The 21,925-nt window shown below is 67.3% G+C and carries 21 protein-coding genes and 1 pseudogene; 11 read left to right on the forward strand and 11 right to left on the reverse strand.

Translation table 11 applies throughout. The annotated features are described in order from the left end of the window. Positions 1-121: 121 nt before the first annotated feature. A pseudogene (gene rpsU, locus ACERNI_RS13035) lies at positions 122-340 on the reverse strand (30S ribosomal protein S21); the annotation flags it as partial. 247 nt (positions 341-587) lie between these two features. Between rpsU and ACERNI_RS13040 the strand changes: the two are divergent. Continuing rightward, positions 588-1,148: a sugar O-acetyltransferase gene (locus tag ACERNI_RS13040; RefSeq protein WP_448833803.1), complete on the forward strand. Its 561-nt coding sequence runs from the start codon at positions 588-590 to the stop codon at positions 1,146-1,148. A gap of 15 nt (positions 1,149-1,163) precedes the next feature. Here ACERNI_RS13040 and ACERNI_RS13045 read toward each other — a convergent pair whose 3' ends face one another. The 3 genes from ACERNI_RS13045 to ACERNI_RS13055 all read right to left on the reverse strand — a co-directional run bounded on the left by ACERNI_RS13045 (position 1,164) and on the right by ACERNI_RS13055 (position 3,227). Further along, positions 1,164-2,231, reverse strand: a complete 1,068-nt coding sequence (locus ACERNI_RS13045; protein ID WP_448833804.1) for a 5-(carboxyamino)imidazole ribonucleotide synthase — start codon at positions 2,229-2,231, stop codon at positions 1,164-1,166. A gap of 63 nt (positions 2,232-2,294) precedes the next feature. Then, positions 2,295-2,822 (reverse strand): 5-(carboxyamino)imidazole ribonucleotide mutase, encoded by a 528-nt coding sequence (purE, locus tag ACERNI_RS13050; RefSeq protein WP_448833709.1) that lies wholly within the window; start codon positions 2,820-2,822, stop codon positions 2,295-2,297. A gap of 129 nt (positions 2,823-2,951) precedes the next feature. Next, the gene (locus ACERNI_RS13055) at positions 2,952-3,227 is read right to left on the reverse strand and encodes a YdcH family protein (RefSeq protein WP_448833805.1); all 276 of its coding nucleotides are present in this window, start codon (positions 3,225-3,227) and stop codon (positions 2,952-2,954) included. A 437-nt stretch (positions 3,228-3,664) separates the two neighbouring features. Between ACERNI_RS13055 and ACERNI_RS13060 the strand changes: the two genes are divergently transcribed. Next, positions 3,665-3,865: a YdcH family protein gene (locus ACERNI_RS13060; RefSeq protein ID WP_448833710.1), complete on the forward strand. Its 201-nt coding sequence runs from the start codon at positions 3,665-3,667 to the stop codon at positions 3,863-3,865. Between the two features lie 187 nt (positions 3,866-4,052). On the opposite strand, the gene ACERNI_RS13065 is transcribed toward ACERNI_RS13060, so the two are convergent. Next, complete coding sequence (locus ACERNI_RS13065) at positions 4,053-5,681, reverse strand: acyl-CoA synthetase (RefSeq protein ID WP_448833711.1); 1,629 nt, start codon at positions 5,679-5,681, stop codon at positions 4,053-4,055. A 391-nt stretch (positions 5,682-6,072) separates the two neighbouring features. Between ACERNI_RS13065 and ACERNI_RS13070 the strand changes: the two genes are divergently transcribed. Beyond that, entirely contained in the window at positions 6,073-8,013 is a 1,941-nt protein-coding gene (locus tag ACERNI_RS13070) for a propionyl-CoA synthetase (RefSeq protein ID WP_448833712.1), read from the forward strand. A 231-nt stretch (positions 8,014-8,244) separates the two neighbouring features. Here the strand turns inward: ACERNI_RS13070 and ACERNI_RS13075 are convergent, their stop codons facing one another. From ACERNI_RS13075 to ACERNI_RS13095, 5 genes are all read right to left on the reverse strand, one after another. Continuing rightward, positions 8,245-9,195, reverse strand: coding sequence for an aldo/keto reductase (locus tag ACERNI_RS13075; RefSeq protein WP_448833713.1), 951 nt, complete (start codon positions 9,193-9,195; stop codon positions 8,245-8,247). Positions 9,196-9,320: 125 nt separating this feature from the next. Beyond that, a complete protein-coding gene (locus tag ACERNI_RS13080) occupies positions 9,321-10,214 on the reverse strand; it encodes an NAD(P)/FAD-dependent oxidoreductase (protein WP_448833714.1) in 894 nt (297 codons plus the stop codon). Between the two features lie 3 nt (positions 10,215-10,217). Continuing rightward, positions 10,218-10,661 (reverse strand): RrF2 family transcriptional regulator, encoded by a 444-nt coding sequence (locus tag ACERNI_RS13085; protein WP_448833715.1) that lies wholly within the window; start codon positions 10,659-10,661, stop codon positions 10,218-10,220. Between the two features lie 291 nt (positions 10,662-10,952). Beyond that, entirely contained in the window at positions 10,953-11,681 is a 729-nt protein-coding gene (locus ACERNI_RS13090) for a DUF1013 domain-containing protein (RefSeq protein WP_448833716.1), read from the reverse strand. A gap of 230 nt (positions 11,682-11,911) precedes the next feature. Next, a complete protein-coding gene (locus ACERNI_RS13095) occupies positions 11,912-12,919 on the reverse strand; it encodes an NAD(P)H-quinone oxidoreductase (protein WP_448833717.1) in 1,008 nt (335 codons plus the stop codon). Between the two features lie 146 nt (positions 12,920-13,065). Between ACERNI_RS13095 and ACERNI_RS13100 the strand changes: the two genes are divergently transcribed. The 7 genes from ACERNI_RS13100 to ACERNI_RS13130 all read left to right on the forward strand — a co-directional run bounded on the left by ACERNI_RS13100 (position 13,066) and on the right by ACERNI_RS13130 (position 19,293). Next, the gene (locus ACERNI_RS13100) at positions 13,066-13,269 is read left to right on the forward strand and encodes a DUF1192 domain-containing protein (protein WP_448833718.1); all 204 of its coding nucleotides are present in this window, start codon (positions 13,066-13,068) and stop codon (positions 13,267-13,269) included. Positions 13,270-13,278: 9 nt separating this feature from the next. Then, positions 13,279-14,004: a DsbA family protein gene (locus tag ACERNI_RS13105; protein ID WP_448833719.1), complete on the forward strand. Its 726-nt coding sequence runs from the start codon at positions 13,279-13,281 to the stop codon at positions 14,002-14,004. A 348-nt stretch (positions 14,005-14,352) separates the two neighbouring features. Then, entirely contained in the window at positions 14,353-16,059 is a 1,707-nt protein-coding gene (gene rpsA, locus ACERNI_RS13110; RefSeq protein ID WP_448833720.1) for a 30S ribosomal protein S1, read from the forward strand. Positions 16,060-16,332: 273 nt separating this feature from the next. Continuing rightward, positions 16,333-17,292: a signal peptide peptidase SppA gene (gene sppA, locus ACERNI_RS13115; protein ID WP_448833721.1), complete on the forward strand. Its 960-nt coding sequence runs from the start codon at positions 16,333-16,335 to the stop codon at positions 17,290-17,292. Positions 17,293-17,415: 123 nt separating this feature from the next. Then, positions 17,416-17,739, forward strand: coding sequence for an integration host factor subunit beta (gene ihfB, locus ACERNI_RS13120; protein WP_191319133.1), 324 nt, complete (start codon positions 17,416-17,418; stop codon positions 17,737-17,739). Positions 17,740-17,872: 133 nt separating this feature from the next. Beyond that, the gene (locus ACERNI_RS13125; RefSeq protein ID WP_448833722.1) at positions 17,873-18,202 is read left to right on the forward strand and encodes a lipopolysaccharide assembly protein LapA domain-containing protein; all 330 of its coding nucleotides are present in this window, start codon (positions 17,873-17,875) and stop codon (positions 18,200-18,202) included. 503 nt (positions 18,203-18,705) lie between these two features. Next, positions 18,706-19,293: a DUF1465 family protein gene (locus ACERNI_RS13130; protein ID WP_448833723.1), complete on the forward strand. Its 588-nt coding sequence runs from the start codon at positions 18,706-18,708 to the stop codon at positions 19,291-19,293. Positions 19,294-19,510: 217 nt separating this feature from the next. On the opposite strand, the gene rpmE is transcribed toward ACERNI_RS13130, so the two are convergent. Beyond that, positions 19,511-19,741, reverse strand: coding sequence for a 50S ribosomal protein L31 (rpmE, locus tag ACERNI_RS13135; protein ID WP_132007735.1), 231 nt, complete (start codon positions 19,739-19,741; stop codon positions 19,511-19,513). A gap of 324 nt (positions 19,742-20,065) precedes the next feature. Here rpmE and ACERNI_RS13140 point away from each other — a divergent pair, with 324 nt between their 5' ends. Beyond that, entirely contained in the window at positions 20,066-21,877 is a 1,812-nt protein-coding gene (locus ACERNI_RS13140) for an ABC transporter transmembrane domain-containing protein (protein ID WP_448833724.1), read from the forward strand. Positions 21,878-21,925: the final 48 nt, after the last annotated feature.

The following is a 21,925-nucleotide window of genomic DNA, read 5'->3' on the forward strand; positions in this document are numbered from 1 at the left end:
ACGCGTCTGCGAAATCTGTATCCGGACCGGCGGCTGAACCGCCAGGTCATCCCGGCAAACTGGCGCGGACACGCAGGGCCGCAGCGATCATGGCTGCGGCTGGCGGGCCTTAGCGGCTGGCGCGCGCCTTCATCGGCAGCAGGCCTTCGCGCTGCAGCTTCTTGCGGGCCAGCTTGCGGGCGCGGCGGACGGCCTCGGCCTTTTCGCGGGCGCGCTTCTCGGAGGGCTTCTCGTAATGGTCGCGAAGCTTCATCTCGCGGAAAACGCCTTCCCGCTGCAGCTTCTTCTTCAGGGCCCGGAGGGCCTGGTCGACGTTGTTGTCACGGACAAGTACCTGCACGCGAATTCGTCCCAGTGTTTGAATTGAAAAAAGGCTACCGTTCGGAGCGAACGATACATGGCGCCGTTGGACTTGCGGTACCAGATAACCGCCATCGTGTCCATAGAGCATGACGTGTTTGCGAGTTTCTGGAGCCAGTTCGGCGCAATCGCTGAATCAGCGTCTCATGGCCGGAATGGCTGACGCGAAATCGCCAGGCTCCGCGTCTATGGCCAGAACAGCCTGATGAAAAGAGGAGTGGGCCGTGATGCTGCGCAGCGAGAAACAGAAGATGCTGGCTGGCGAATCCTATGATCCGGGCGATGCGGAATTGCAGGCCGAGGCGCGGGCGACCTTCGCCTGGCTGGCGCGCTATAACGCGGCCCTGGCGGCGTCGCCGGACGACCGCCGGGCGCTGCTGGCCGAACGGCTGGGCGGCGTGGGCGCCGGCGCCGTGGTGCGGCCGCCGTTTCATTGCGACTATGGCTTCAATATCACGCTGGCCGACGGCGTGTTCCTCAACTTCAATTGCGTGATTCTCGATGTCTGCGCCGTCACGGTCGGCGCGCGCACGCAGATTGGCCCGATGGTGCAGATCTATGCGGCGGATCATCCCCGCGACGCGGCCAGCCGGGCCAAAGGCATCGAATTCGGCAAGCCGGTGCGCATTGGCGCCGACGTCTGGATCGGCGGCGGGGCGATCATCACGCCTGGCGTCAGCGTGGGCGACGGGGCGATCATTGGCGCGGGGGCGGTGGTGACGCGCGATGTGGCCGCCGGCGCCACGGTGGTGGGCAACCCGGCCCGGCCCGTCAGGCCGCAAGCGTGAACAGTTCCGCGTGACCTATTCCGGGATGATCCGGGTGACGTGGCCCATCTTGCGGCCGGGGCGCGCCTCGGCCTTGCCATACAGATGCAGGCTGGCGCCCGGTTCGGCCAGAATCGTCCGCCAGGCGTCGATGTCGTCGCCGATCAGATTGGTCATGGTCGCCCGGCCAAGCCGCGTGGCGTCGCCCAGCGGCCAGCCGCAGACGGCGCGGATGTGCTGCTGGAATTGTGAGGTGCGGGCGCCCTCAATGGTCCAGTGGCCAGAGTTGTGCACGCGCGGCGCGGTTTCGTTGACCAGCAGCGTTTCGCCATCGGCCAGCACAAACATTTCCACGGTCAGCACGCCGATATAGCTGAGCGCTCCGGCGATGGCGCGCGCCGCCGCCACAGCCTTTTCCTGCACCATTGGGGCAATGCTGGCCGGGATGCTGGTGACGTCGAGAATATGGTGGCGGTGAACATTCTCGCACACGTCGAAGGCGGCGAATTCGCCTGTCGCGCTACGCGCCGCGATAACGGAAATCTCGCGATCGAACGGCACGAAGCCTTCCAGGATCGCCGGCGCCGCCCCAATGGCGGCGAATGCCGCAGCGGCGCTGTCGCCGTCGTTGATGCGGACCTGGCCCTTGCCGTCATAGCCGAAGCGGCGCGTCTTCAGGATCGCCGGGCGACCCAGCCGCTCCAGCGCCGCTTCGAGATCGGCGACCGAATCGACCTGGGCGAACGGCGCCACCCCAATGCCGAGGCCGGCGACGAAGGTCTTTTCCGTCAGCCGGTCCTGCGAGGTCTCCAGGGCGGCGAGGCCGGGGGCCATGGGCTTGCGCGCCATCAGGAAGGCGACGGTCGCGGCCGGGATGTTCTCGAATTCATAGGTGATGACGTCGACGCGGGCGCAGAAATCCGCGAGCGCCGTCTCGTCGTCCCAGGCCGCCTGTATATGGCTGGCGGCCACCTCGAAGGCCGGGCTGCCGGCGTCCGGGCAATAGACGCAAACCTTCAGCCCATAGCCCGCGGCGGCGATGGCCATCATGCGGCCGAGTTGGCCGCCGCCCAGAATGCCAATGGTTGCGCCTGGTTGCAGCATCACGTTTCGGATCTCATCGGGGCGGTTGCCGTCGCAGGGAGGCGGCCGCCGCTGGCATGGATTTCAGTCGTCCGTGGGGAATTCCGCGACGCTGGCGGTCTGGCTGGCGCGCCACGCATCGAGGCGGGCGGCGAGGTCGGCGTCGTTCAGGGCGAGCACGGCGGCGGCGAGCAGCGCGGCGTTGATGGCGCCGGCCTTGCCAATGGCGAGGGTGCCCACCGGCACGCCGCCTGGCATCTGCACGATGGAGAGCAGGCTGTCCTTGCCCGACAGCGTCTTTGATTCGACCGGCACGCCGAACACCGGCAGGGGCGTCAGCGCCGCGGCCATGCCGGGCAGATGGGCCGCGCCGCCGGCGCCGGCGATGACGACCCTGAAGCCGGCGTCGCGCGCTCCGCGGGCGAAGTCATACAGCCGCTCCGGCGTGCGGTGGGCCGAGACGATGCGGCTTTCGTGGCCGACGCCAAGCGCCGCCAGCGTTTCCGAGGCGTGCCGCATGGTCGCCCAGTCGGACTGGCTGCCCATGATAATCGCGACGGGAACCGCCGCGTCAGCACCCTTTCGGGATCTGTCGCCCGTGCTTCTGGCCATCAAGATCTCTCACACAGAAAAAGCGCTGTTATCGGGAGCCTGGACGGCGCGCAAGTCTTTTCGGCCGAAGGGTCAAGTCTTTTCGGACAGGGGGGTATTGCCCGCGAACAGCGGCGGCCTGGAAAAACCTCAGGCGATAATGTCCGGCGTGAGCTCATCCTGCAGCCGCCGGATGCGGTCCTTGAGCAGGAGCTTGCGCTTCTTCAGCCGCTGCAATTGCAGCAGGTCAACGCTGCCGGCTTCGCCCAGGGCGGCGATGGCGGCGTCGAGGTCGCGGTGCTCCTGACGCAGGCGCGCCAGCTCGACCCCGAGCCGGTCGGAGGCGTCCTCCGGTGCGGCGTTCGCGGCCCTCGGGGGGAGGACGATCGTTGCTGGTTCGGCGCCTGGTTCGTTGGACTCGATCATCATGCATCCAGGTCGTTGTTGCAGGTCGTAGCTGCAGGTCGTAGCTGCCCGTGATTGGCGCGGATCGTTGTGCCGGAGCCTGTCGGGCAAACTCCAGCCTGGGCATACTCCTGCCTGCGCAAACTCCAGCCTGCTGCGGAGAGTTCGCGGATTGTTGCGCCGGGCAATTTCCCCGCCGGATTATGCGGGCCGGCGACATGCAGGGCAAGGTATCACAATTGTGTGATGCGCCGCTGCGGCAGTCCGTAAGGGCAGCGCCGATATGGCGCGGGCAGCGTGCGGGAATCACCGGAAACCTCCCAAAAGGACGCGTCGGGACATGATCGGCGTGGCGAATGGCCGTCGCCTCGCCGGCGCTGGCGCCCGAATGGGGGCCTTCCAATGGCCATCTTCGGCATGTCACACTTCCGTCGTCCGCAACGACGAAAGGATACGCCATGAGCGTGCAGTCCCATCTGTCCGAACTGGAAAAGCGTCATCGCGCTGTTGAACGGGAACTGGAAGTCGCACGGAGGCAGCCGGCTACGCCCGATATCGCCCTGAGTGAGCTCAAGCGCAAAAAGCTGCAGCTGAAGGACGAGATCGCGCGTCTGCGCCAGCAGGTGGATATGCCGCTTGCGGCGGCCTCCCTGCACTGACCGTCGTCCGCGGCTGCCGCAGCCGGTTCGCACATGGGTCAGCGGGTGCTGGCAGGCGCCCGGCAAGAGCATATAACTGATCTTTCAAGTTTGGGGTTCGGCGCATTACGCCGCGCCCTTTTTTATTGGCCTTTTCTTTGGCGCCCGCGCGCGATCCCGGCTGCCGGTTGCGCGCGGGCTGCCGGCCTCACGGCAGGTTGCGGGCCTTTTCGCGCAACTGGAATTTCTGCAGCTTGCCGGTCGAGGTTTTGGGAATCTCGGCGAAAACGATGGCGCGCGGGACCTTGTAGCGGGCCAGGTTTTGCCGGCACCAGTCCAGCAGCTCTTCCGCCGTCGCCGTCTTGCCTGGCTTCAGTTCGACAAAGGCGCAGGGGGTTTCGCCCCATTTGTCGTCGGGCTTCGCCACCACGGCGACGCTGGCGACGGCCGGGTGCTTGTAGAGCGCGTCCTCCACCTCGATCGATGAAATATTCTCGCCGCCGGAGATGATGATGTCCTTCGAGCGGTCCTTCAGCTGGATGTAGCCGTCGGGGTGCATGACGCCGAGGTCGCCCGTGTGGAACCAGCCGCCGGCGAAGGCCTTTTGCGTCGCGGCGGGGTTCTTCAGATAGCCCTTCATGATGACGTTGCCGCGCATCATCACCTCGCCAAGGCTTTCGCCGTCGGCGGGCATGGGCTCCATGGTGTCCGGATGCAGCACGGCGAGACCGTCGAGCACAGGGTAAGGCACGCCCTGGCGGGCTTTCTTCGTGGCCTGCTCCGCCGCCGGCAGCGCATTCCATTCCGCATGCCATTCATTGACGACGGCGGGGCCATAGCTCTCGGTGAGGCCGTAGACGTGGGTGACCTCGAAGCCGGCGGTGGCCATGCCGGCCAGCACCGCCTCGGGCGGCGGCGCGGCGGCGGTGGTGAAGGCGACCTTGTGGCTGAAGGCGCGTTTCTCGTCGTCGGGGGCGTTGAGCAGGGTGGCCATGACGATGGGCGCGCCGCACAGATGGGTGGCGCCATGGTCGGCGATGGCGGCGTAAATGGCGCTGGCGCGCACCTGGCGCAGACAGACATGGGTTCCGGCGACGACCGATACCGTCCACGGGAAGCACCAGCCGTTGCAGTGGAACATCGGCAGCGTCCACAGATAGACCGGATGCTTCTGCATGCCGCAGCTGATGACATTGCCCATGGCCAGCAGCGCCGCGCCGCGATGGTGATAGACCACGCCCTTGGGGTCGCCGGTGGTGCCGGAGGTGTAGTTCAGCGAGATGGCGTCCCACTCGTCATCCGGGTGCACCCAGGCGAACTCCGGGTCGCCAGCGGCAATGAACGCCTCATAGTCCTGGGCGCCAAGGCGCTCGCCGCGCCCGTCGAACTCGGGATCATCAACGTCGATGACCAGCGGCGCCACTTTCGCCAGGCCCAGCGCCTCCTTCACGACGGCGGAAAATTCCCTGTCGGTGATCAGCACCTTCGTTTCGGCGTGATCCAGCGTGAAGGCGAGAATGGCCGCGTCGAGGCGGGTGTTGAGGGTATTGAGCACCGCGCCGCACATGGGAACGCCGTAGTGGCACTCCACCATTTCCGGCGTGTTGGTCAGCATGACCGAAACCGTGTCGAGGCGGCCGACGCCGGCCTGGCGCAGGGCCGAGGCGAGGCGGCGGCTGCGGGCGTAAAGCTCGCGATAGCTGCGCCGCAGGCCGCCATGAATGACGGCCACATGCTCCGGAAACGTCGCGGCTGCCCGCGCCAGATAGGTCAGCGGCGTGAGCGGCTGGAAATTCGCCGGGACGCGATCAAGATCGCGAGCGTACATCGACGTCATGGGGCAGGTCTCCGGAGTACGGCGTTTTCTGGCGGAATGGACACGTTTCCGCGCGCGCTGGCAATCCGGCGAAGGTTGAAACGGAAAAATGTTTTCCGGGCAAGGCGCGAGGGACGGTTTGGCATACCCCGACCGGCCAGGGGGCGTCATGCACAGGTTGAGGGTGCGCTGGCGCACGGCTGGAGATATGATCGGGATGGTTCGCGTCAGCGGCGACGCCTGGTCCTGGCCGGAGACGGCCGGCTTCCAGACGTTGGATATCCGCCGCCGGTCGCGGGCGACCGTGCGGCTGGTCCCGGGTTTGCCGCGGGCTTTGATGCCCTGCCCCTGGCGCCGTCGCATCGTTACCCAGGGCGCGCTGCTTTGGCGCGCTCCAACCCTGAGGAACAACGTGGTCCAGAAGTCGGGAGCCGCGGGCGCGCAACCAGCGAACGCCAGCAGCTATTTCAACGTCCGGGAGCGCGCCACGCGCCATCCGGAGGAGTTCTGGAAGGAAGCGGCGCAGGGCATCGACTGGATGCGGCGGCCGACAAGGATTTTTGACCCGGCCGCGGGCGTCTACGGCCGCTGGTTCGAGGGCGGCCGGCTGAACGCCTGCTACAACGCGGTTGACCGTCACGTCGAGCGCGGGCGCGGCTCCCAGCCGGCGATCATCTATGACAGCCCGGTAACCGGCGCGAAGCGGGTGATTTCCTACAATGGTCTGCTGGCCGAGGTGACCCTGCTCGCCGCCGTGCTGCATGATCTGGGCGTCGGCAAGGGCGATCGGGTCGTCATTTACATGCCGATGGTGCCGGAGGCGGCGTTCGCCATGCTGGCCTGCGCCCGGCTTGGCGCCATTCATTCGGTGGTGTTCGGCGGTTTCTCCGCCCGCGAGCTGGCGACGCGCATCGCCGACGCCAAGCCCAAGGTGGTGCTGGCGGCGTCGTGCGGCGTCGAGGGCGCGCGCATTGTGCCCTACAAGCCGCTGCTTGATGATGCGCTGGAGATGTCGGAGGCGAAGCCTGGCGCCTGCGTGATCCTGCAGCGTCCGCAGGCCGAGGCGAAACTGTGCAAGGGCCGCGACCATGACTGGGCGGCGCTGGTGGACAAGGCCCGGGTCGCCGGCAAGTCAGTGGATTGCGTGGCGGTGGACGCCACGGCGCCGCTCTACGTGCTCTATACGTCCGGCACGACCGGCAAGCCCAAGGGCGTGGTGCGCGACACGGGCGGCTATCTGGTCGCCCTCAACTGGTCGATGAAGGGGCTTTATGGCATCGAGCCGGGCGAGGTGTTCTGGACCGCCTCGGACGTGGGCTGGGTGGTTGGCCACAGCTACATCGTCTACGCGCCGCTGGTCTATGGCGCGACCAGCGTGCTGTATGAAGGCAAGCCGGTGGGAACGCCGGACGCCGGGGCGTTCTGGCGGGTCATTTCCGAGCATGGGGTGAAGGCGCTGTTCACCGCGCCGACGGCGCTGCGCGCCATCCGCAAGGAGGACCCCGAGGGCAAGCTGGTCAGCAAATATGATCTGAAGGGCTTTCGCACCCTGTTCCTCGCCGGCGAGCGCGCCGACCCGGAAACCATCCAGTGGGCCGAAAAGGTGCTGAAGGTTCCGGTGATCGACCACTGGTGGCAGACGGAAACCGGCTGGGCCATCGCCGGCAATCCGGTGGGGCTGGGCCAGTTGCCGGTGAAATATGGGTCAACCGGCGTGCCAATGCCGGGTTACGACGTGCAGATCCTCGACGAGGCCGGCAAGCAGGTTCCGGCGGGAACCATGGGCTCGGTGGCGATCAGGCTGCCGCTGGCCCCGGGTTGCCTGCCGAACCTGTGGCATGACGAGGCGCGCTTCCGCTCCAGCTATCTGGAGGATTTCCCTGGCTATTACCGCACCGGCGACGCCGGCTTCATTGACGCGGACGGCTATATCTTCGTCATGGGCCGCACCGACGACATCATCAATGTCGCTGGCCACCGCCTGTCCACCGGCGGCATGGAAGAGGTCATCGCCATGCACCCGGCTGTGGCCGAATGCGCGGTGATTGGCGTGAAGGACGCCATCAAGGGCGAAATTCCCTGCGGCTTCATCGTGCTGAAAAGCGGCGTCACCCAGAGCCCCATCGACATCGAGAAGGAAGTGGTGGCGCTGGTGCGCGAGAAAATCGGCCCGGTCGCGGCGTTCAAGACCGTGGTGACGGTCGGACGGTTGCCGAAAACGCGCTCCGGCAAGATCCTGCGCGGCACGATGAAGAAGATCGCCGACGACGAGACCTGGACCATGCCGGCAACCATCGAGGACGCGACGGTGCTGGACGAGGTCGCCGACGCGCTGGGCAAGCCGCGCGTCTGAACTGGCCGGGGAGGGGAGCTTGGCTCCCGTTCCCTTCGCTTTTGTCCTCGCCTTCGTCCTTGCGGCGTGGGCGTCGGGTTGTCGATGCGCAGGAAGCGCGGGGGTGCGCGGATGGCCGGAACAGGTCCGGCTGTCCGCGAAAGCCTGTCCCATCAGGCAGGGGCGCGCCGCCCGGGAGACGCCCTCTGCCGGATGATCATGTCCCCCCTGCTCATGTTGCCTTGGGCTGGGTCAGCGGGCGCTGGCGGCGTCGAGATCGCCGAGGTCGGCGCCGGTGAGGCGCAGTTGCGAGGCGGCGACCAGTTCCTGCAACTGGCTGAGGCTGGTGGCGCTGGCGATGGGCGCGGTGATGGTTTTCTGCGCCATCGCCCAGGCCAGGGCGACGCGCGCCGGCGTCGCGTCATGGCGGGCGGCGACCGCGTCGAGCGCGTCCAGAATTCTGAAGCCGCGCGGATTGAGATATTTCTGGATCGACCTGGCCCCACGGGCGCTTTTGCCGAAATCCGCCTCAGAGCGGTATTTGCCGGTGAGGAAGCCGGCGGCCAGGGCGAAATAGGGAATCACCCCCAGGCCCCCGGCGGCGCACAGCTCCTGCAACGGTCCCTCATAGCTGTCGCGGGCATAGAGATTGTACTCGGGCTGGAAGGTTTCGTAGCGGGGCAACCCCTTGTCGCTGGCGGCCAGCGCCGCCGCCAGGCGCTCCGCCGAAAAATTGGAGGCGCCGATGGCCCGCACCTTGCCGGCCTTGATGAGCGCGGCGTAGGCCTCCAGCGGCTCCTCCACCGGCGTGTCCGGGTCGTCGAAATGCGACTGGTAGAGGTCGATGTAATCGGTGCGCAGGCGCCGCAGGGAATCCTCGACGGCCTTTTCAATCCAGCCGCGCTTCAGGCCCTTTTTGTCCGGCGCCAGCTGCGCCCCGACCTTGGTGGCGATGACCATCCTGTCGCGGCCGCCGCGCGCCGCCAGCCAGTCGCCGATCACCGTTTCCGACTCGCCGCCCACATGGCCCGGGGCCCAGACCGAATAGACGTCCGCCGTGTCGATGAAATTGAGCCCCGCCTCGCGCAGGCCGTCGAGGAGGGCGAAGGAGGTGGCGCCATCCGCCGTCCAGCCAAAAACATTGCCGCCGAAGCACAGCGGCGGAATGTGAATGCCTGAACGACCCAGTTCCCGCTTTTCCATGAAATGCCTCCCTGCCGGCTGATCCGCGTCCGTCGCGCCGGGCGCGCGCAGCGCCCTGTCGCGGCGACAGGTTGGACGGCGTCGGGGCGCGGCGCAACAGGAAGCCGTGCAACCGGGGAATGCGTTTACGCGGCGTGGTCGAACACCAGGGAGCGGTGCACCTGGCCGCCCGCCCATGCGCCGTCGCCCACGGCCAGCGAGACGGAGTGCGGCGCGCGCGCCGCGTCGCCACAGGCGAAGGCGCCTGGAACCGAGGTTTCCTTCGTGGCGTCGGTGCGGATTTGCTGGCCAAAGGGCGTATCCTCCAGCGCGCACCCCAGTTGCCCGGCCAGGGAAGAGGCCGGAATGTTGCGAGGGGCGACGAACAGGCCGGCGAAGTCGGCCGTCCGGTCATCCGCCAGTTGCACCGTCGCCTGCCGCGTCACGGCGGCAACCCGGGTGGCTTCGATCGCAACGCCGCGCCGGGCCAGCTCAGCCCGCGCGCTGGCGTCCAGCTCCAGCGCGCCGTTGGTGAACAGGGTGACGTCGCCCCATTCGGTCAGCAGCGCGGCCTGGTGCGCCGACATCGGTCCCGTGGCGATGCAGCCGATGCGGCCGCGCGCCAGCTCATAGCCGTGGCAATAGGGGCAATGGAACACCGAGACGCCCCAGCGCTGCTGAAGGCCAGGAATCTCTGGCAGCAGATCGGCGACCCCGGTCGCAAACACTAGCCGGCGGCCCCCATGGACCACGCCATCCGGCATGCTGACGCTGAAGGCATCGCGGGCGCCGGACGCCTGGGCGGCCTCGCCGTCGATCCAGCTCAGGGTGGGATAGCGTTCAAGCTGCTGGCGGGCGGTGGACGCGATGGCGTCCGGCGCGGCGCCGTCCTGGCCCAGAAAGCCGTGCGATGTGCGCGCGAAGCGGTTGCGGCGCTGGCCAGCGTCGATCACCAGCACCTGGCGGCGCGCCCGCAGCAGCTGCAGCGCCGCCGCCATGCCGGCGTAGCCGCCGCCGATCACAATCACATCATGGCGCATGGTTCATTCCCCTTGCACGCCGGCATGGGGAAGCCGGCGCCTGAAATCCGCCGCCAGATCGGCGAGTGATATGTGTTCAAACCGCTGCATCAGCAGGGCTTCCGCTTCGGCGAACGCCGTGTTCAGAACGGCGTTGACCGACTGTTCGACAAGACAGACAGGCGTTTCGTTGCGATTGCCGATGGCGAAGATCGCCGGCTCGCCCAGCGCCTCATGCAACTGGCGCAGGCTGATGGCGCCAAGGTCCGCGGTCAGAACCCAGCCGCCGGCGCGCCCCGGCGTGGAGCCAACCATGCCGGCCTCGCGCAGGAACGCCATGGTGCGGCGGACCACGACCGGATTGGCGTGCAGGCAGTGGGCGAGCTCTTCGGACGTCATCGGCCCATCGCGTTCAGCCATGTGGAGCAGGGCGTGAAGCACGGAGGAAAGTCGGCTGTCGCGTTTCATGTAACTTCGATTATTACGAATTAAGGCGCAACGCAACCGCAAACGCTGCCGCCATCGCCTGGCCGTGACCCAGGAGCGTGTTCAGGGAAATGGTTTGGGGCGCGAGGCCCGGGCGGGACCGGTCGGCGACGGATGGCGATCACCGGAGGTGGGCGGCCGGGCGCTCCCGGTTTTCCGCCTCGGGGATTGCCCTGAGCGCGCGCGTCAAAAAGACAATGGCCGGACGCTGGGTCCGGCCATTGCTTTGATATGGATTATATATTCTGGCGGATGCTTCGGGCCGGGGCCGCCTCAGAAGTCGTCGTCCTCGTCGTGGCCGCGCTTCGCGGCGCCGCCAAGCTTCGAGAACACCGAGCCGACGTCGATCTTCTCTTCCTCGCGGCGCGGCGGCTTGATTTCGCCGAACGGATTGCCGCCGAACGGACTTTCCGGCTCGGCGGTGGTGACTTCCGCCGGCAGCAGGGTCTGGCCGCCTTCGTCCATGGACGGGGGGCGGTCCTTGGCGGCCTTGCTCACTTCGAGGTCAAGGTCGATCTGCGAGGCGAGGCCCAGGGTCACCGGGTCCATCGGGCTGAGCGAGGCCATGTTCCAGTGGGTCCGCTCGCGGATCTGCTGGATGGTGTTCTTGGTGGTGCCGACCAGACGCATGATCTGCGCGTCCTTCAGCTCCGGGTGGTTGCGCAGCAGCCACAGGATGGCGTTGGGGCGATCATGGCGACGCGACACTGGCGTATAGCGCGGGCCGCGCGACCGCTTCACCTCTGGCAGGCGCACGCGCGATTCCTGCAGCTTGAGGCGGTAGTCCGGGTTCTTCTGGCCCTTCTCGATTTCCTCGCGGGCGAGCTGGCCGCCCGTCACCGGATCGAGGCCCTTGATGCCGGCGGCGACTTCGCCGTCGGCGATGCCCTTCACTTCAAGCGGGTGCAGCTTGCAGAAGTCGCCGATCTGCTCAAACGTCAGGGAGGTGTTGTCCACCAGCCAGATGGCGGTGGCTTTCGGCATCAGCGGTCCGGCGGACATGCGATCAATTCCTCCGATGGGTTCTCGACGCGCCGCGCGCGGAGAACGGAAAAAGCAAACTCCTCCTGTGCTCCGACCCGGCTTTCGGCCGGAGCGCGTATCCTGCGGATACGAAAATCAGAACTGGAGGGGAACGTGACAGATATAAACCCCGACGGGCCGGAGCGCAATCACGTTCGCGCCCCGTTCCCGGCCGTTCTGACGATGACCGGCGCACAGGCGGCGCTGGATCAGGGAACCAGCATGATCTTGCCGACGTGGGCGCTGGATTCCATCAGGGCGTGAGCCGCAGCCGCTTCAGCCAGCGGAAATTGCGCGTGAATCACCGGACGGATGGCCCCGGAAGCCAGCAGCGGCCACACCTTTTCCTCCAGCGCCCGGGCGATCGACGCCTTGGCCGCCACCGGGCGCGCCCGCAGGGTTGAGCCGGTGTGGGTGAGCCGTTTCATCATCAGCCGCGTGAAATCCACCGTGGCCCTCGGCCCGTTGAGGAAGGCGATCTGGACGATGCGCCCGTCCATGGCGGCGGCCTCGTAGTTCTTCTGGATGTAGTCGCCGCCGACCATGTCGAGAATGACCTCGACGCCGGCGCCGCCGGTGGCGGTTTTCACTTCCTTCGCGAAATCCTGGGTGCGGTAGTTGATCGCGAGGTCAGCGCCAAGGCGCAGGCATTCCGCGCATTTCTCATCGGTTCCGGCGGTGGCGAACACCCGTGCGCCAAACGCCTTCGCCAGCATGATGGCGGTGGTGCCGATGCCCGAGGTCCCGCCATGCACCAACAGGGTCTCGCCGGCGACAAGGCCGCCGCGTTCAAACACATTGGTCCAGACGGTGAAGAAGGTTTCCGGCAGCGCCGCCGCCTCCAGGTCGCTGAAGCCGGCGGGGACAGGCAGGGCGTTGCTTTCATGCACAACGGCGTATTTCGCGTAGCCGCCGCCCGCGACCAGGGCGCAGATCCGGGCGCCAACGGGGAAGCGGTTGGCGCCATCGCCTGCCGCGACGACCTCGCCGGCGATCTCCAGACCTGGCAGGTCCGAGGCGCCGGGCGGCGGCGGATAGCCGCCAGCGCGCTGCAGCACGTCTGGCCGGTTGACGCCCGCCGCCGTCACCCGGACCAGGATTTCGCCGGCGCCGGGGGCGGGAACCGGCCGCTGCGTCAGTTTCAGGACGTCCGGGCCGCCTGGCGCGGTGATTTCGATGGCGTTCATGGATTTCGGCAGGGCGTCAGGCGTTGACATGCGCAAGGCTCCGTAATGCTGCGGCTGGGAGGCCGTCCGGCGCCGGCGGAATCAACCGTCGACCCGGCCCCAGGCTGCGGCTACCTTGTTGCAAACGCCGCCGCCGGACAATGGCGGCGGCGCACGCAGCGCGAGAGGAGGGCGTGATGAGCGATCCGTTCGGGGATGAGCCCCGCAGCCGGCCAGGCCAGCAGCCGGAGCACCAGGTCGGTCAGGACCTGTCAACGCTGTCGCTGCATGAGCTTGACGAGCGCATCGCCCTGTTGCGGGCTGAAATTGCCCGACTGGAGCAGGCGCGGGCCGGCAAGGCCGCCTCCCGCGACGCCGCCGCTTCCGTGTTCAAATTCTGAGGACACAGGATGACCGGCCCCTCCGATGAAAGATCACCGCGTCCCCAGGCCCGGCGCGGACATCAGCCCTGCCTGCAATTCTGGTATGATTTTGCCAGCAATTATTCCTGGATCGCCGCCCGGCGCGTGCAGGCCGAGGCTGCGGCCGCGGGCGTCATCCTGCAATGGCGGCCGTTTTTGCTGGGGCCAATCTTTGCCGCCAGCGGCTGGAGCGACTCGCCGTTCAACGTCTATCCGGCCAAGGGCGTCTATGCCTGGCGCGACGTGGCCCGCCTGGCCGACGGGCTTGGTCTGGCGCTGACGCGGCCGGAGCCATTCCCGCAAAACTCGTTGCAGGCGGCGCGCATCGCCCTCGCCCTGCCGGAAGCCGCGTTGCCGGCCTACACCGTGGCGCTGTTCGCGGCCGAATTCGAGCAGGGGCTTGGCCTCTCGGAAGCGGCGTTGCGCCAGGCGCTGGCAGTCGCCAGCGCAGGTCTTGAGGGCCCGCTGGCAGTCGCCAGCGCAGGCTTTGGAGGATCGCTGGCGACGGCCAGCGCAGGCCTGGATGTGGATGCGGTGTTGCAGGCGGCGGGCTCCGACGCGGTGAAGCTGGCGCTGCGGACCCAGACGGAGGCTGCCATTGCCGCCGGCATTTTCGGCGCCCCGGCGTTCATCGCCAGCGATGGCGAACTGTTCTGGGGCAATGACCGGCTTGAGCAGGCGCTGGCCTGGGAGCGCGCCCTGGCCGGGCCGTGAGGGCGTGCGTCCGGACCCGGCGTGGGCGGGTGGAGACAAACGGCGCCGTGGCGAAGCTGGTTTGATTGCAAAAGCCTGCCGTAAAAGCTCGTGGCGAAAGCTTGTGAATTGGGGCGCATTGCCTTATATCAGCGCCCATCTGGCATGATGGCGGAGATGTATGGGCGGGTTCCTTGGGGATGCGCTGATTTCGCCATTTCGCCAGTGCGTTTCCGCCGGCGGTTCAATAGATTGCGTCGGCCTGCCGCAAGGCAGAAGATCCGGCCCTCCAGGCCGCATCGCCGCAGGTGGAACGGAACCCAACGCCAGCCGTCGACGCATGGGCCCCATGGGGCTCCAGGAGCATGCATGTCTTCAGTTTCCACCGCCTATCAGCCGTCGCATGAAGATTTCGCGGCGCTGCTCGAAGAATCCTTCGGCCGCTCCGAAGCCCAGGAAGGCTCGGTCATCAAGGGCACGGTCGTTGCGATCGAGAAGGACGTTGCCGTCATCGACATCGGTCTGAAGACCGAAGGCCGCGTGGCGCTCAAGGAATTCAACGGTCCTGGCCGCGACCAGCCGCTCGCCGTCGGCGACGAGGTCGAGGTCTACCTGGAGCGCATCGAGAATGCGCTCGGCGAGGCCGTCATCAGCCGTGACAAGGCGCGTCGTGAAGAGAGCTGGATCAAGCTCGAGCGCGCCTTCGAGGGCAACGAGAAGGTGCAGGGCGTCATCTTCAACCAGGTCAAGGGCGGTTACACCGTTGATCTGGACGGCGCCGTGGCCTTCCTGCCGCGTTCGCAGGTTGACATCCGTCCGGTTCGCGACGTCACCCCGCTGATGGGCGTGCCGCAGCCGTTCCAGATCCTCAAGATGGACCGCCGTCGCGGCAACATCGTCGTTTCCCGCCGCACCGTGCTGGAAGAGACGCGCGCCGAGGCCCGTTCCGAGCTGGTGGCCAACCTTGAAGAAGGTCAGGTCATTGAGGGCGTCGTCAAGAACATCACCGAGTACGGCGCGTTCGTCGACCTCGGCGGCATTGACGGCCTGCTGCACGTCACCGACATGGCGTGGCGCCGCGTCAACCATCCGTCCGAGGTGGTGACCATCGGCCAGAACGTCCAGGTCAAGATCATCAAGATCAACCACGAGACGCACCGCATCTCGCTTGGCATCAAGCAGCTGCTGGCCGATCCGTGGGAGGGCATCGCCCAGCGCTATCCGGTTGAGTCGCGTCTCGCCGGCCGCGTGACCAACATCACCGACTACGGCGCGTTCGTTGAACTGGAGCCGGGCATTGAAGGCCTGATCCACGTCTCCGAAATGTCGTGGACCAAGAAGAACGTCCACCCCGGCAAGATCGTTTCGACCAGCCAGGAAGTCGACGTTCAGATCCTCGAGGTCGATCCGGTCAAGCGCCGCATCTCGCTGGGCCTCAAGCAGACCCTGCAGAACCCGTGGGAAGCTTTCGCGGAAGCGCACCCGGTTGGCTCCGAGGTCGAGGGCGAGGTCAAGAACAAGACCGAGTTCGGTCTGTTCATCGGTCTCGACGGCGAAGTCGACGGCATGGTTCACCTGTCGGATCTCGACTGGAACCGTCCTGGCGAGCAGGTCATCGAAGAGTTCAAGAAGGGCGACGTTGTGCGCGCCCAGGTTCTTGACGTCGACGTTGACAAGGAGCGCATCTCGCTCGGCATCAAGCAGCTTGCCGGCGACCCCTTCGTTGACGCTGGCGAACTGCGTCGCGGCCAGGTGGTCACCTGTGAGGTGCTCGAGGTCAAGGACGGCGGTCTGGAAGTGAAGATCGCCGACAGCGACCTGACCTCCTTCATCAAGCGCGCCGAGCTGGCTCGCGACCGCGCCGACCAGCGCCCCGAGCGCTTCGCCGCCGGCGAGAAGGTCGACGCCCGCGTCGTCCAGTTCGACCGCAAGGCCCGCCGCATCCAGCTGTCGATCAAGGCGCTGGAAGTGGCCGAGGAGAAGGAAGCGATCGCCAACTACGGTTCGTCCGACTCGGGCGCTTCGCTTGGCGACATTCTCGGCGCCGCGCTGCGTCGCGCCAACGAGAAGAAGTAAGACGAAGAAGCAAGACATCGCTGCGGCGGCCTCCGGGCCGTCGCGACATGATCGCGCAGACGGCCAGGCTCCCGCAGCCTGGCCGTTTGTGTTTGGGGCGTTACTGGCCGTTCCGCCGGCGGGCGGCCGTTGCCGCCACAATTGTGAGCGAGGAAAAACCTCGCCCCGCTGTAATTTATGCGTTTTTTGGGGTGACAGATCGCGCCGGGACGGGCAAATGAGGCATGCGCTCCGGTTCGCGCCGGAGCGGCAGACGGGTGGAGTCGAGGCCAGATGTTGTCCAATGCCGAACTGCTCACCGACCGGCGCGCCCTGCGGCGGCGCCTGACCGGCTGGCGGGCGCTCGCCATTCTCGCCGCCATTGTCGCGGTCGTGGCGGTTGGCCTGTCGGCGGCGCGGGACCGGTTGCCCGGCGGCCGGCATGTGGCGCGGGTCAGCCTCAGCGGCATGATCACCGGCGCGCGGTCGACGCTCGATCTGCTGAAGCAGGTGGGCGACAACAGCAATGTCCAGGCGGTGGTGATCTCCATCGACAGCCCAGGCGGCACGGTCGCTGGTTCGGAAGACGTCTACAACGCCATCCGCGCCGTGGCGGCGAAAAAACCGACCGTTGCGGTGATCAATACGCTTGGCGCATCCGGCGCCTATATCGCCGCCATGGGCGCTGATCGCATTGTCGCCCGGCAGACCTCGCTGGTCGGCTCCATCGGCGTCATCATGCAATTTCCCAACTTCGCCGGCCTGCTTGACCGGGTTGGCGTCAAGGTGGACGAGATCAAGTCCAGTCCGCTCAAGGCGGCGCCCAACCCCTTCGAGCCGGCGTCGCCCGCTGCGAAAGAAGCCATGGCGGCTGTGGTTGGCGATTCCTACGCCTGGTTCCGCGCCCTGGTGCAGACGCGCCGCAAGCTGGAGGGACCGGCGCTGGGCGAGGTGGCCGACGGGCGCATCTTCACGGGCCGTCAGGCGCTGCAGTTGCGTCTGATCGACCAGACCGGCGATGAAAAGGACGCGATAGCGTGGCTGGAGGCCAACCGCGGCCTGGCGAAGGAGCTGCCAGTGCGGGAGTGGCGTCGCCGCCAGGATCGGGGGCTCAGCCTGATTGGCGTCAGCGCCGGGCTCGCCCGCGCCGCCGGCTTCGGCAGTCTGGCGTCGGCGCTGGAGCGCGGCGGCCAACTCGACGGATCGCAGATGGAAGGCCTGCTGGCCGTGTGGACCGGCCCGGCCGGCCATTGAGTTTTCGGAGCGCGCGGAGCTCGCCGGCAGGGCGGCCCGCGCCTCTGGTGATGCAAACAGCACAGGCGCAGGCCGGGATGGCGAACCGTCCCCCCAGGCGCCGGCGATACAGGGGGTGTGTCCATGATCAAGTCAGAACTCGTCCAGCGCATCGCGGAGTACAATCCGCACCTCTACCAGCGGGACGTCGAGAACATTGTGAGCGCCATTCTTGATGAGATCACCCAGGCGCTGTCGCGCGGCGACCGGGTGGAGCTGCGCGGCTTCGGCGCCTTCTCGGTGAAGACCCGCGACGCTCGCGTCGGCCGCAACCCGCGCACCGGCGAATCGGTCGAGGTTGACCAGAAGGCCGTGCCGGTGTTCAAGACCGGCAAGGAAATGCGCGTGCGCCTGAACCAGTCGCCGGTCACCGGCAAGGGCAAGGTCAAGGCCGTCGCGCAGGGGTGAGACGGTCGCGGCCGGACTGGCGCCGGTCGCAATGTCCCTGATCGGGACGGCGTCCGGCATGGCCCGGGCCTGATTATGTGACCAGCATCTGGTATGGTGGCGTCCGCAATGGGGCGCCTGGCCGGAGGGAAGCTTGGCTACTTTCGTGAAATATCTGGTGCTGGCGCCGCTGATTGTCATTCTGGCGCTGATCGCCGTCGCCAACCGGACGCCGGTGACGTTCTCGCTGGATCCGTTTGCAGCCGGCGCCCCGAGCGTCGGGTTTTCCGCGCCGCTCTATATGATTGTGCTGGGCGCTGTCGCTGTCGGCGTGGCGCTCGGCGGCTTCGCCTCCTGGCTGGTTCAGGGACGCTACCGCCGCGCCGCCCGCGCCAACCGCAAACAGGTGGAGCGACTGGAAGCGGAGGCCGCCCGCCTGCGGGCGCAGGCTGGCCAGGCCGGGCAGGGGCGGCTGGCGCATTAGGGCCTTTATTTTGAGCGCATTCCGCTGGACCCAGACGTTCCGGCTGATCGGAAGGCGCTCCAGGCGCTGCTGATTGGCCCGCCGGATGGGCGCGGTTTCCGCCACAGGCCCGGCCCCTGGTTATTCACCGGAGCGCGCGGTCCAGCGATTTCGCGCATGGCCTTTTCAGCCCGCAGGCTTTGCGGGCTTTTTTTATGGCTCCAGGCTCCAGGCCTGATGGGCTCCCTGGTCCCATGGCTTTGTGGTTTCATGCCTTTCCGGGTCCTGTCCGCGCGGACTGCGCGCCTGGACTCCGCCCGCGCGTCGTGGCGGTCGCCCGGCAAGGGATTTCCACCGTCATCCAGAGAAAGTGCGCGTTAAACTTAATGGGCGGTAAAGCTGGCCCGCCAGGCCGGCCTGGTTAAAGTCCCCTTAACGGCGTTTTCGCGACGTCCACGCGCGTGGACAGGCGGAGGCGCGGCGGAATGTTCTTGCCAAAGTTCTTGCCGGGGATGACGTCAACCATGTCAGCTGTCGCCACGCCTGTGCCGTTCGGCGCGCGCTACGCCACCACGCCGGGGTTTGTGGCCCTGTTCAGCGAAGCCAATAGCCTGGTGGAGGAAACCGCCGCCTATCTCGATGGCGGGGGGCGCCAGGATGCGGCGCAGCTTGAGGCGGGCGCCGCGCACGCCTATGCCCAGGAAGGCATGCGGCTGACCACGCGGCTGATGCGGCTGATGAGCTGGCTGATCCTGCGGCGGGCTGTGGCCGATGGCGACATGACGCCGGAGGAGGCGGATGTCGAACGCCGCAAGAGCATGGGCTTTGTGGAGCCGACCCCGACCCTTGAAACCATCGCCATCCTGCCCGAGCGCCTTGGCGCGCTGATCGGCGCCGCCGCCCGGCTGGAGCTGCGGATTCTTCACATCGACGCCAGTGAGGCGCTCGACGCGCCGCGCCCCTCGCCCGTGCGGCGGGAACTCAGCCTGCTGCGCGCCGCCTTCAGCGGCCAGCCCCAGGCGCCAGCGCGCAAGGCGGCCCGTGGCCTCGTGGCGCCGCCGGCGGTCAACGCCAATGGCGACTATCATACCGAGCAGATGATGGGAGCCTGAGGGGCCCCGCCACATCCGCATGACCAGAGCGCCGGCGCCGCCCGGCGCTTTTTTATTGCCGGATTTGACCTGCGGGAGGGAACCCCGCTCCAGAGCCATATGGCGAGCGAATTCCGGTCTGTCAGACGGATTGGATGGACCGGAAAACGCTCCAGCGGCGCAGCAACAAAAAAAACCCCGGCGAGGCCGGGGTTTTCCGTGTGTCTGGAAGCGGAGCTTACTTCTTGCCGAAGCTCAGGCCGCCAAACTTGTTGGTGAAGCGCGACACGCGGCCGCCACGGTCCATCAGCTGCTGCGAACCGCCGGTCCACGCCGGATGCGAAGACGGGTCGATGTCGAGGTTCAGCTGATCGCCTTCCTTGCCCCAGGTGGAGCGGGTGACGAATTCCGTGCCATTGGTCATCACGACCTTGATGGTGTGGTACTGGGGGTGGGTGTCAGGCTTCATAACCACATCCTCGTGCCCCGCCCGACGACGGGGCAGGCGAATACGTATCTGGAAAATATCCGAATTGCCGGCTCCTATAGCCTGGCAAACGGCCCATGACAAGGCTTTGACGCTCTTGCTGGCCGCACGCGACGCGGATTTGTCACAGCCCTGGCAGCGCGCCGCCGTCGCGCGTCCTCCCGCCGGACACGTTGTCGCTGATTGCGCACGCGTTGGCGTTCGGGTGTATACGGGGCCAGTATTTCCGGGGGCGCCTTGCGTGGCCCCGGATGCGCGGCATCGGCGCGCATTGCAGCAAATGGCCGGTCTTCGGCAGGGTGGATCATGAGCAACGACACCGTGGGCGCGGCCCTGTCGCCGGCAGAACCGGCGCGGAAGCGCCGCCGCGCAGATTTTTCCGCCCTGCGCGCCATCTGGCCGTTCGCCGTCGCCTATCGCGGCCGCATGCTTGTTGCCCTGGTCGCGCTGGTTGTCGCGGCGGCGGCGACGCTGGCGTTGCCGGTCGCGGTCCGGCGTCTGGTGGATTTCGGCTTCGATCCCCGGCAGGGCAATTTCAACTCCTATTTCCTTGGCCTTGGCGGCGTCGCGCTGGTGCTGGCGATCGCCAGCGCCGCCCGCTACTACCTGGTGATGACCCTGGGCGAGCGCATCGTGGCGGATGTGCGGGCGGCCGTATTCCGCCATCTGACCCGCCTTGACCCGGCGTTTTTCGACAGCGTGAAGAGCGGCGAGGTGGTGTCGCGCCTGACGGCGGACACCACGCAGATCAAGGCGACGTTCGGCGCCAGCGCCTCGGTGCTGTTGCGCAACCTGTTCATGTTTGTTGGCGCCGCCGTGATGATGGTGGTGACCAGCCCGCGCCTGTCGCTGCTGGTGTTGGGGGCGATTCCCCTGATCGTGCTGCCGCTGATCTTTTCCGGTCGCGGCGTCAGTCGCCGGTCGCGCGCGGCCCAGGACCGGCTGGCCGACGCCTCCGCCTATGCGGTTGAGGCGATCGGCGCGGCGCGGACCATGCAGGCCTTCGGCGCCGAGCGGGCGACGGCGCAGCGTTTCGGCGCGGCCTCTGAATTTGCTTTCGGCGCCGCCCGCGACGCCATCAGCGCGCGCGCCCTGCTCACCGGCTTCGCCATCTTCCTCATCAGCGCCAGCGTGGTGGGCGTGCTGTGGTATGGCGCCCACGACGTGTTGACCGGCGGCATGAGCGCTGGCCGGCTGTCGCAATTCCTGCTGTTCGCGGTGCTGGCCGCCAGCGCGCTGGGGCAATTGAGCGAGGTGTGGAGCGAAATCGCCCAGGCCGCCGGCGCGGCCGGGCGTCTGGGCGAGTTGCTGGCGACGCAGGCCGCCATCACCGCGCCGCCAACGCCGACCCCGATGCCGGCGCCAGCCCGCGGCGAGCTGGTTTTCGACGACGTCTGGTTCTCTTATCCTGGCCGGCCGGAAGACCGGGCCCTGCGTGGCGTCAGCTTCACGGCCGCGCCGGGGGAACGCATCGCCATCGTCGGGCCGTCGGGCGCCGGCAAGACCACCATTATCCAGCTGGCGCTGCGGTTTTACGATCCGGCGCGCGGCGCGGTTCGCGTTGACGGCGTCGACGCCCGCGCCGCCGATCCGGCCGACTGGCGCGCCCGGTTTGCCCTGGTGGCGCAGGATCCGGTGATTTTCGGCGCCAGCGTCGCCGACAACATCCGCTATGGCCGGCCTGACGCCAGCGACGGGGAAGTGCGCGAGGCGGCCCGCTTCGCCGCCGCCGACGATTTCATTTCAGCCCTGCCGGAGGGCTACCACACCCAGCTCGGGGAGCGCGGCGTCACCCTGTCCGGCGGTCAGCGCCAGCGCATCGCCATTGCCCGCGCCGTGCTGAAGGACGCGCCGATCCTGCTGCTCGACGAGGCGACTTCGGCCCTCGACGCTGAAAGCGAGCGGCTGGTGCAGGAGGCGTTTGACCGGCTGATGGTTTCGCGCACCACGCTGGTGGTGGCGCACCGGCTGGCGACCGTGCTCTCGGCGGATCGCATCCTTGTCATGGATGGCGGCATGCTGGCTGAGCAGGGGACGCACGCGGAGCTGACCGCCGCCGGCGGCCTTTACGCCCGTCTGGCGCGGTTGCAGTTCGGCGGCCAGAGCGACGCGGCCTGAGAAACAGCTGCATTCCGCACGCAACAGAATGGACGCCAACTGGCTGCA

This window comes from Camelimonas sp. ID_303_24, from assembly GCF_053543495.1.

Bases quoted from the DNA above. Each gene is read 5' to 3' on its own strand.
- ACERNI_RS13065 (WP_448833711.1), bottom strand. From the start codon at position 5,681: ATGACGTCGATGTACGCTCGCGATCTTGATCGCGTCCCGGCGAATTTC.
- ACERNI_RS13055 (WP_448833805.1), bottom strand. From the start codon at position 3,227: ATGATCGAGTCCAACGAACCAGGCGCCGAACCAGCAACGATCGTCCTC.
- ACERNI_RS13100 (WP_448833718.1), top strand. From the start codon at position 13,066: ATGAGCGATCCGTTCGGGGATGAGCCCCGCAGCCGGCCAGGCCAGCAG.
- rpmE (WP_132007735.1), bottom strand. From the start codon at position 19,741: ATGAAGCCTGACACCCACCCCCAGTACCACACCATCAAGGTCGTGATG.
- ACERNI_RS13130 (WP_448833723.1), top strand. From the start codon at position 18,706: ATGTCAGCTGTCGCCACGCCTGTGCCGTTCGGCGCGCGCTACGCCACC.
- purE (WP_448833709.1), bottom strand. From the start codon at position 2,822: ATGGCCAGAAGCACGGGCGACAGATCCCGAAAGGGTGCTGACGCGGCG.
- ACERNI_RS13075 (WP_448833713.1), bottom strand. From the start codon at position 9,195: ATGGAAAAGCGGGAACTGGGTCGTTCAGGCATTCACATTCCGCCGCTG.
- ACERNI_RS13140 (WP_448833724.1), top strand. From the start codon at position 20,066: ATGAGCAACGACACCGTGGGCGCGGCCCTGTCGCCGGCAGAACCGGCG.
- ACERNI_RS13045 (WP_448833804.1), bottom strand. From the start codon at position 2,231: ATGCTGCAACCAGGCGCAACCATTGGCATTCTGGGCGGCGGCCAACTC.
- ACERNI_RS13095 (WP_448833717.1), bottom strand. From the start codon at position 12,919: ATGTCAACGCCTGACGCCCTGCCGAAATCCATGAACGCCATCGAAATC.
- ACERNI_RS13090 (WP_448833716.1), bottom strand. From the start codon at position 11,681: ATGTCCGCCGGACCGCTGATGCCGAAAGCCACCGCCATCTGGCTGGTG.
- ACERNI_RS13060 (WP_448833710.1), top strand. From the start codon at position 3,665: ATGAGCGTGCAGTCCCATCTGTCCGAACTGGAAAAGCGTCATCGCGCT.
- sppA (WP_448833721.1), top strand. From the start codon at position 16,333: ATGTTGTCCAATGCCGAACTGCTCACCGACCGGCGCGCCCTGCGGCGG.
- ACERNI_RS13105 (WP_448833719.1), top strand. From the start codon at position 13,279: ATGACCGGCCCCTCCGATGAAAGATCACCGCGTCCCCAGGCCCGGCGC.
- ACERNI_RS13085 (WP_448833715.1), bottom strand. From the start codon at position 10,661: ATGAAACGCGACAGCCGACTTTCCTCCGTGCTTCACGCCCTGCTCCAC.
- rpsA (WP_448833720.1), top strand. From the start codon at position 14,353: ATGTCTTCAGTTTCCACCGCCTATCAGCCGTCGCATGAAGATTTCGCG.
- ACERNI_RS13080 (WP_448833714.1), bottom strand. From the start codon at position 10,214: ATGCGCCATGATGTGATTGTGATCGGCGGCGGCTACGCCGGCATGGCG.
- ACERNI_RS13040 (WP_448833803.1), top strand. From the start codon at position 588: ATGCTGCGCAGCGAGAAACAGAAGATGCTGGCTGGCGAATCCTATGAT.
- ihfB (WP_191319133.1), top strand. From the start codon at position 17,416: ATGATCAAGTCAGAACTCGTCCAGCGCATCGCGGAGTACAATCCGCAC.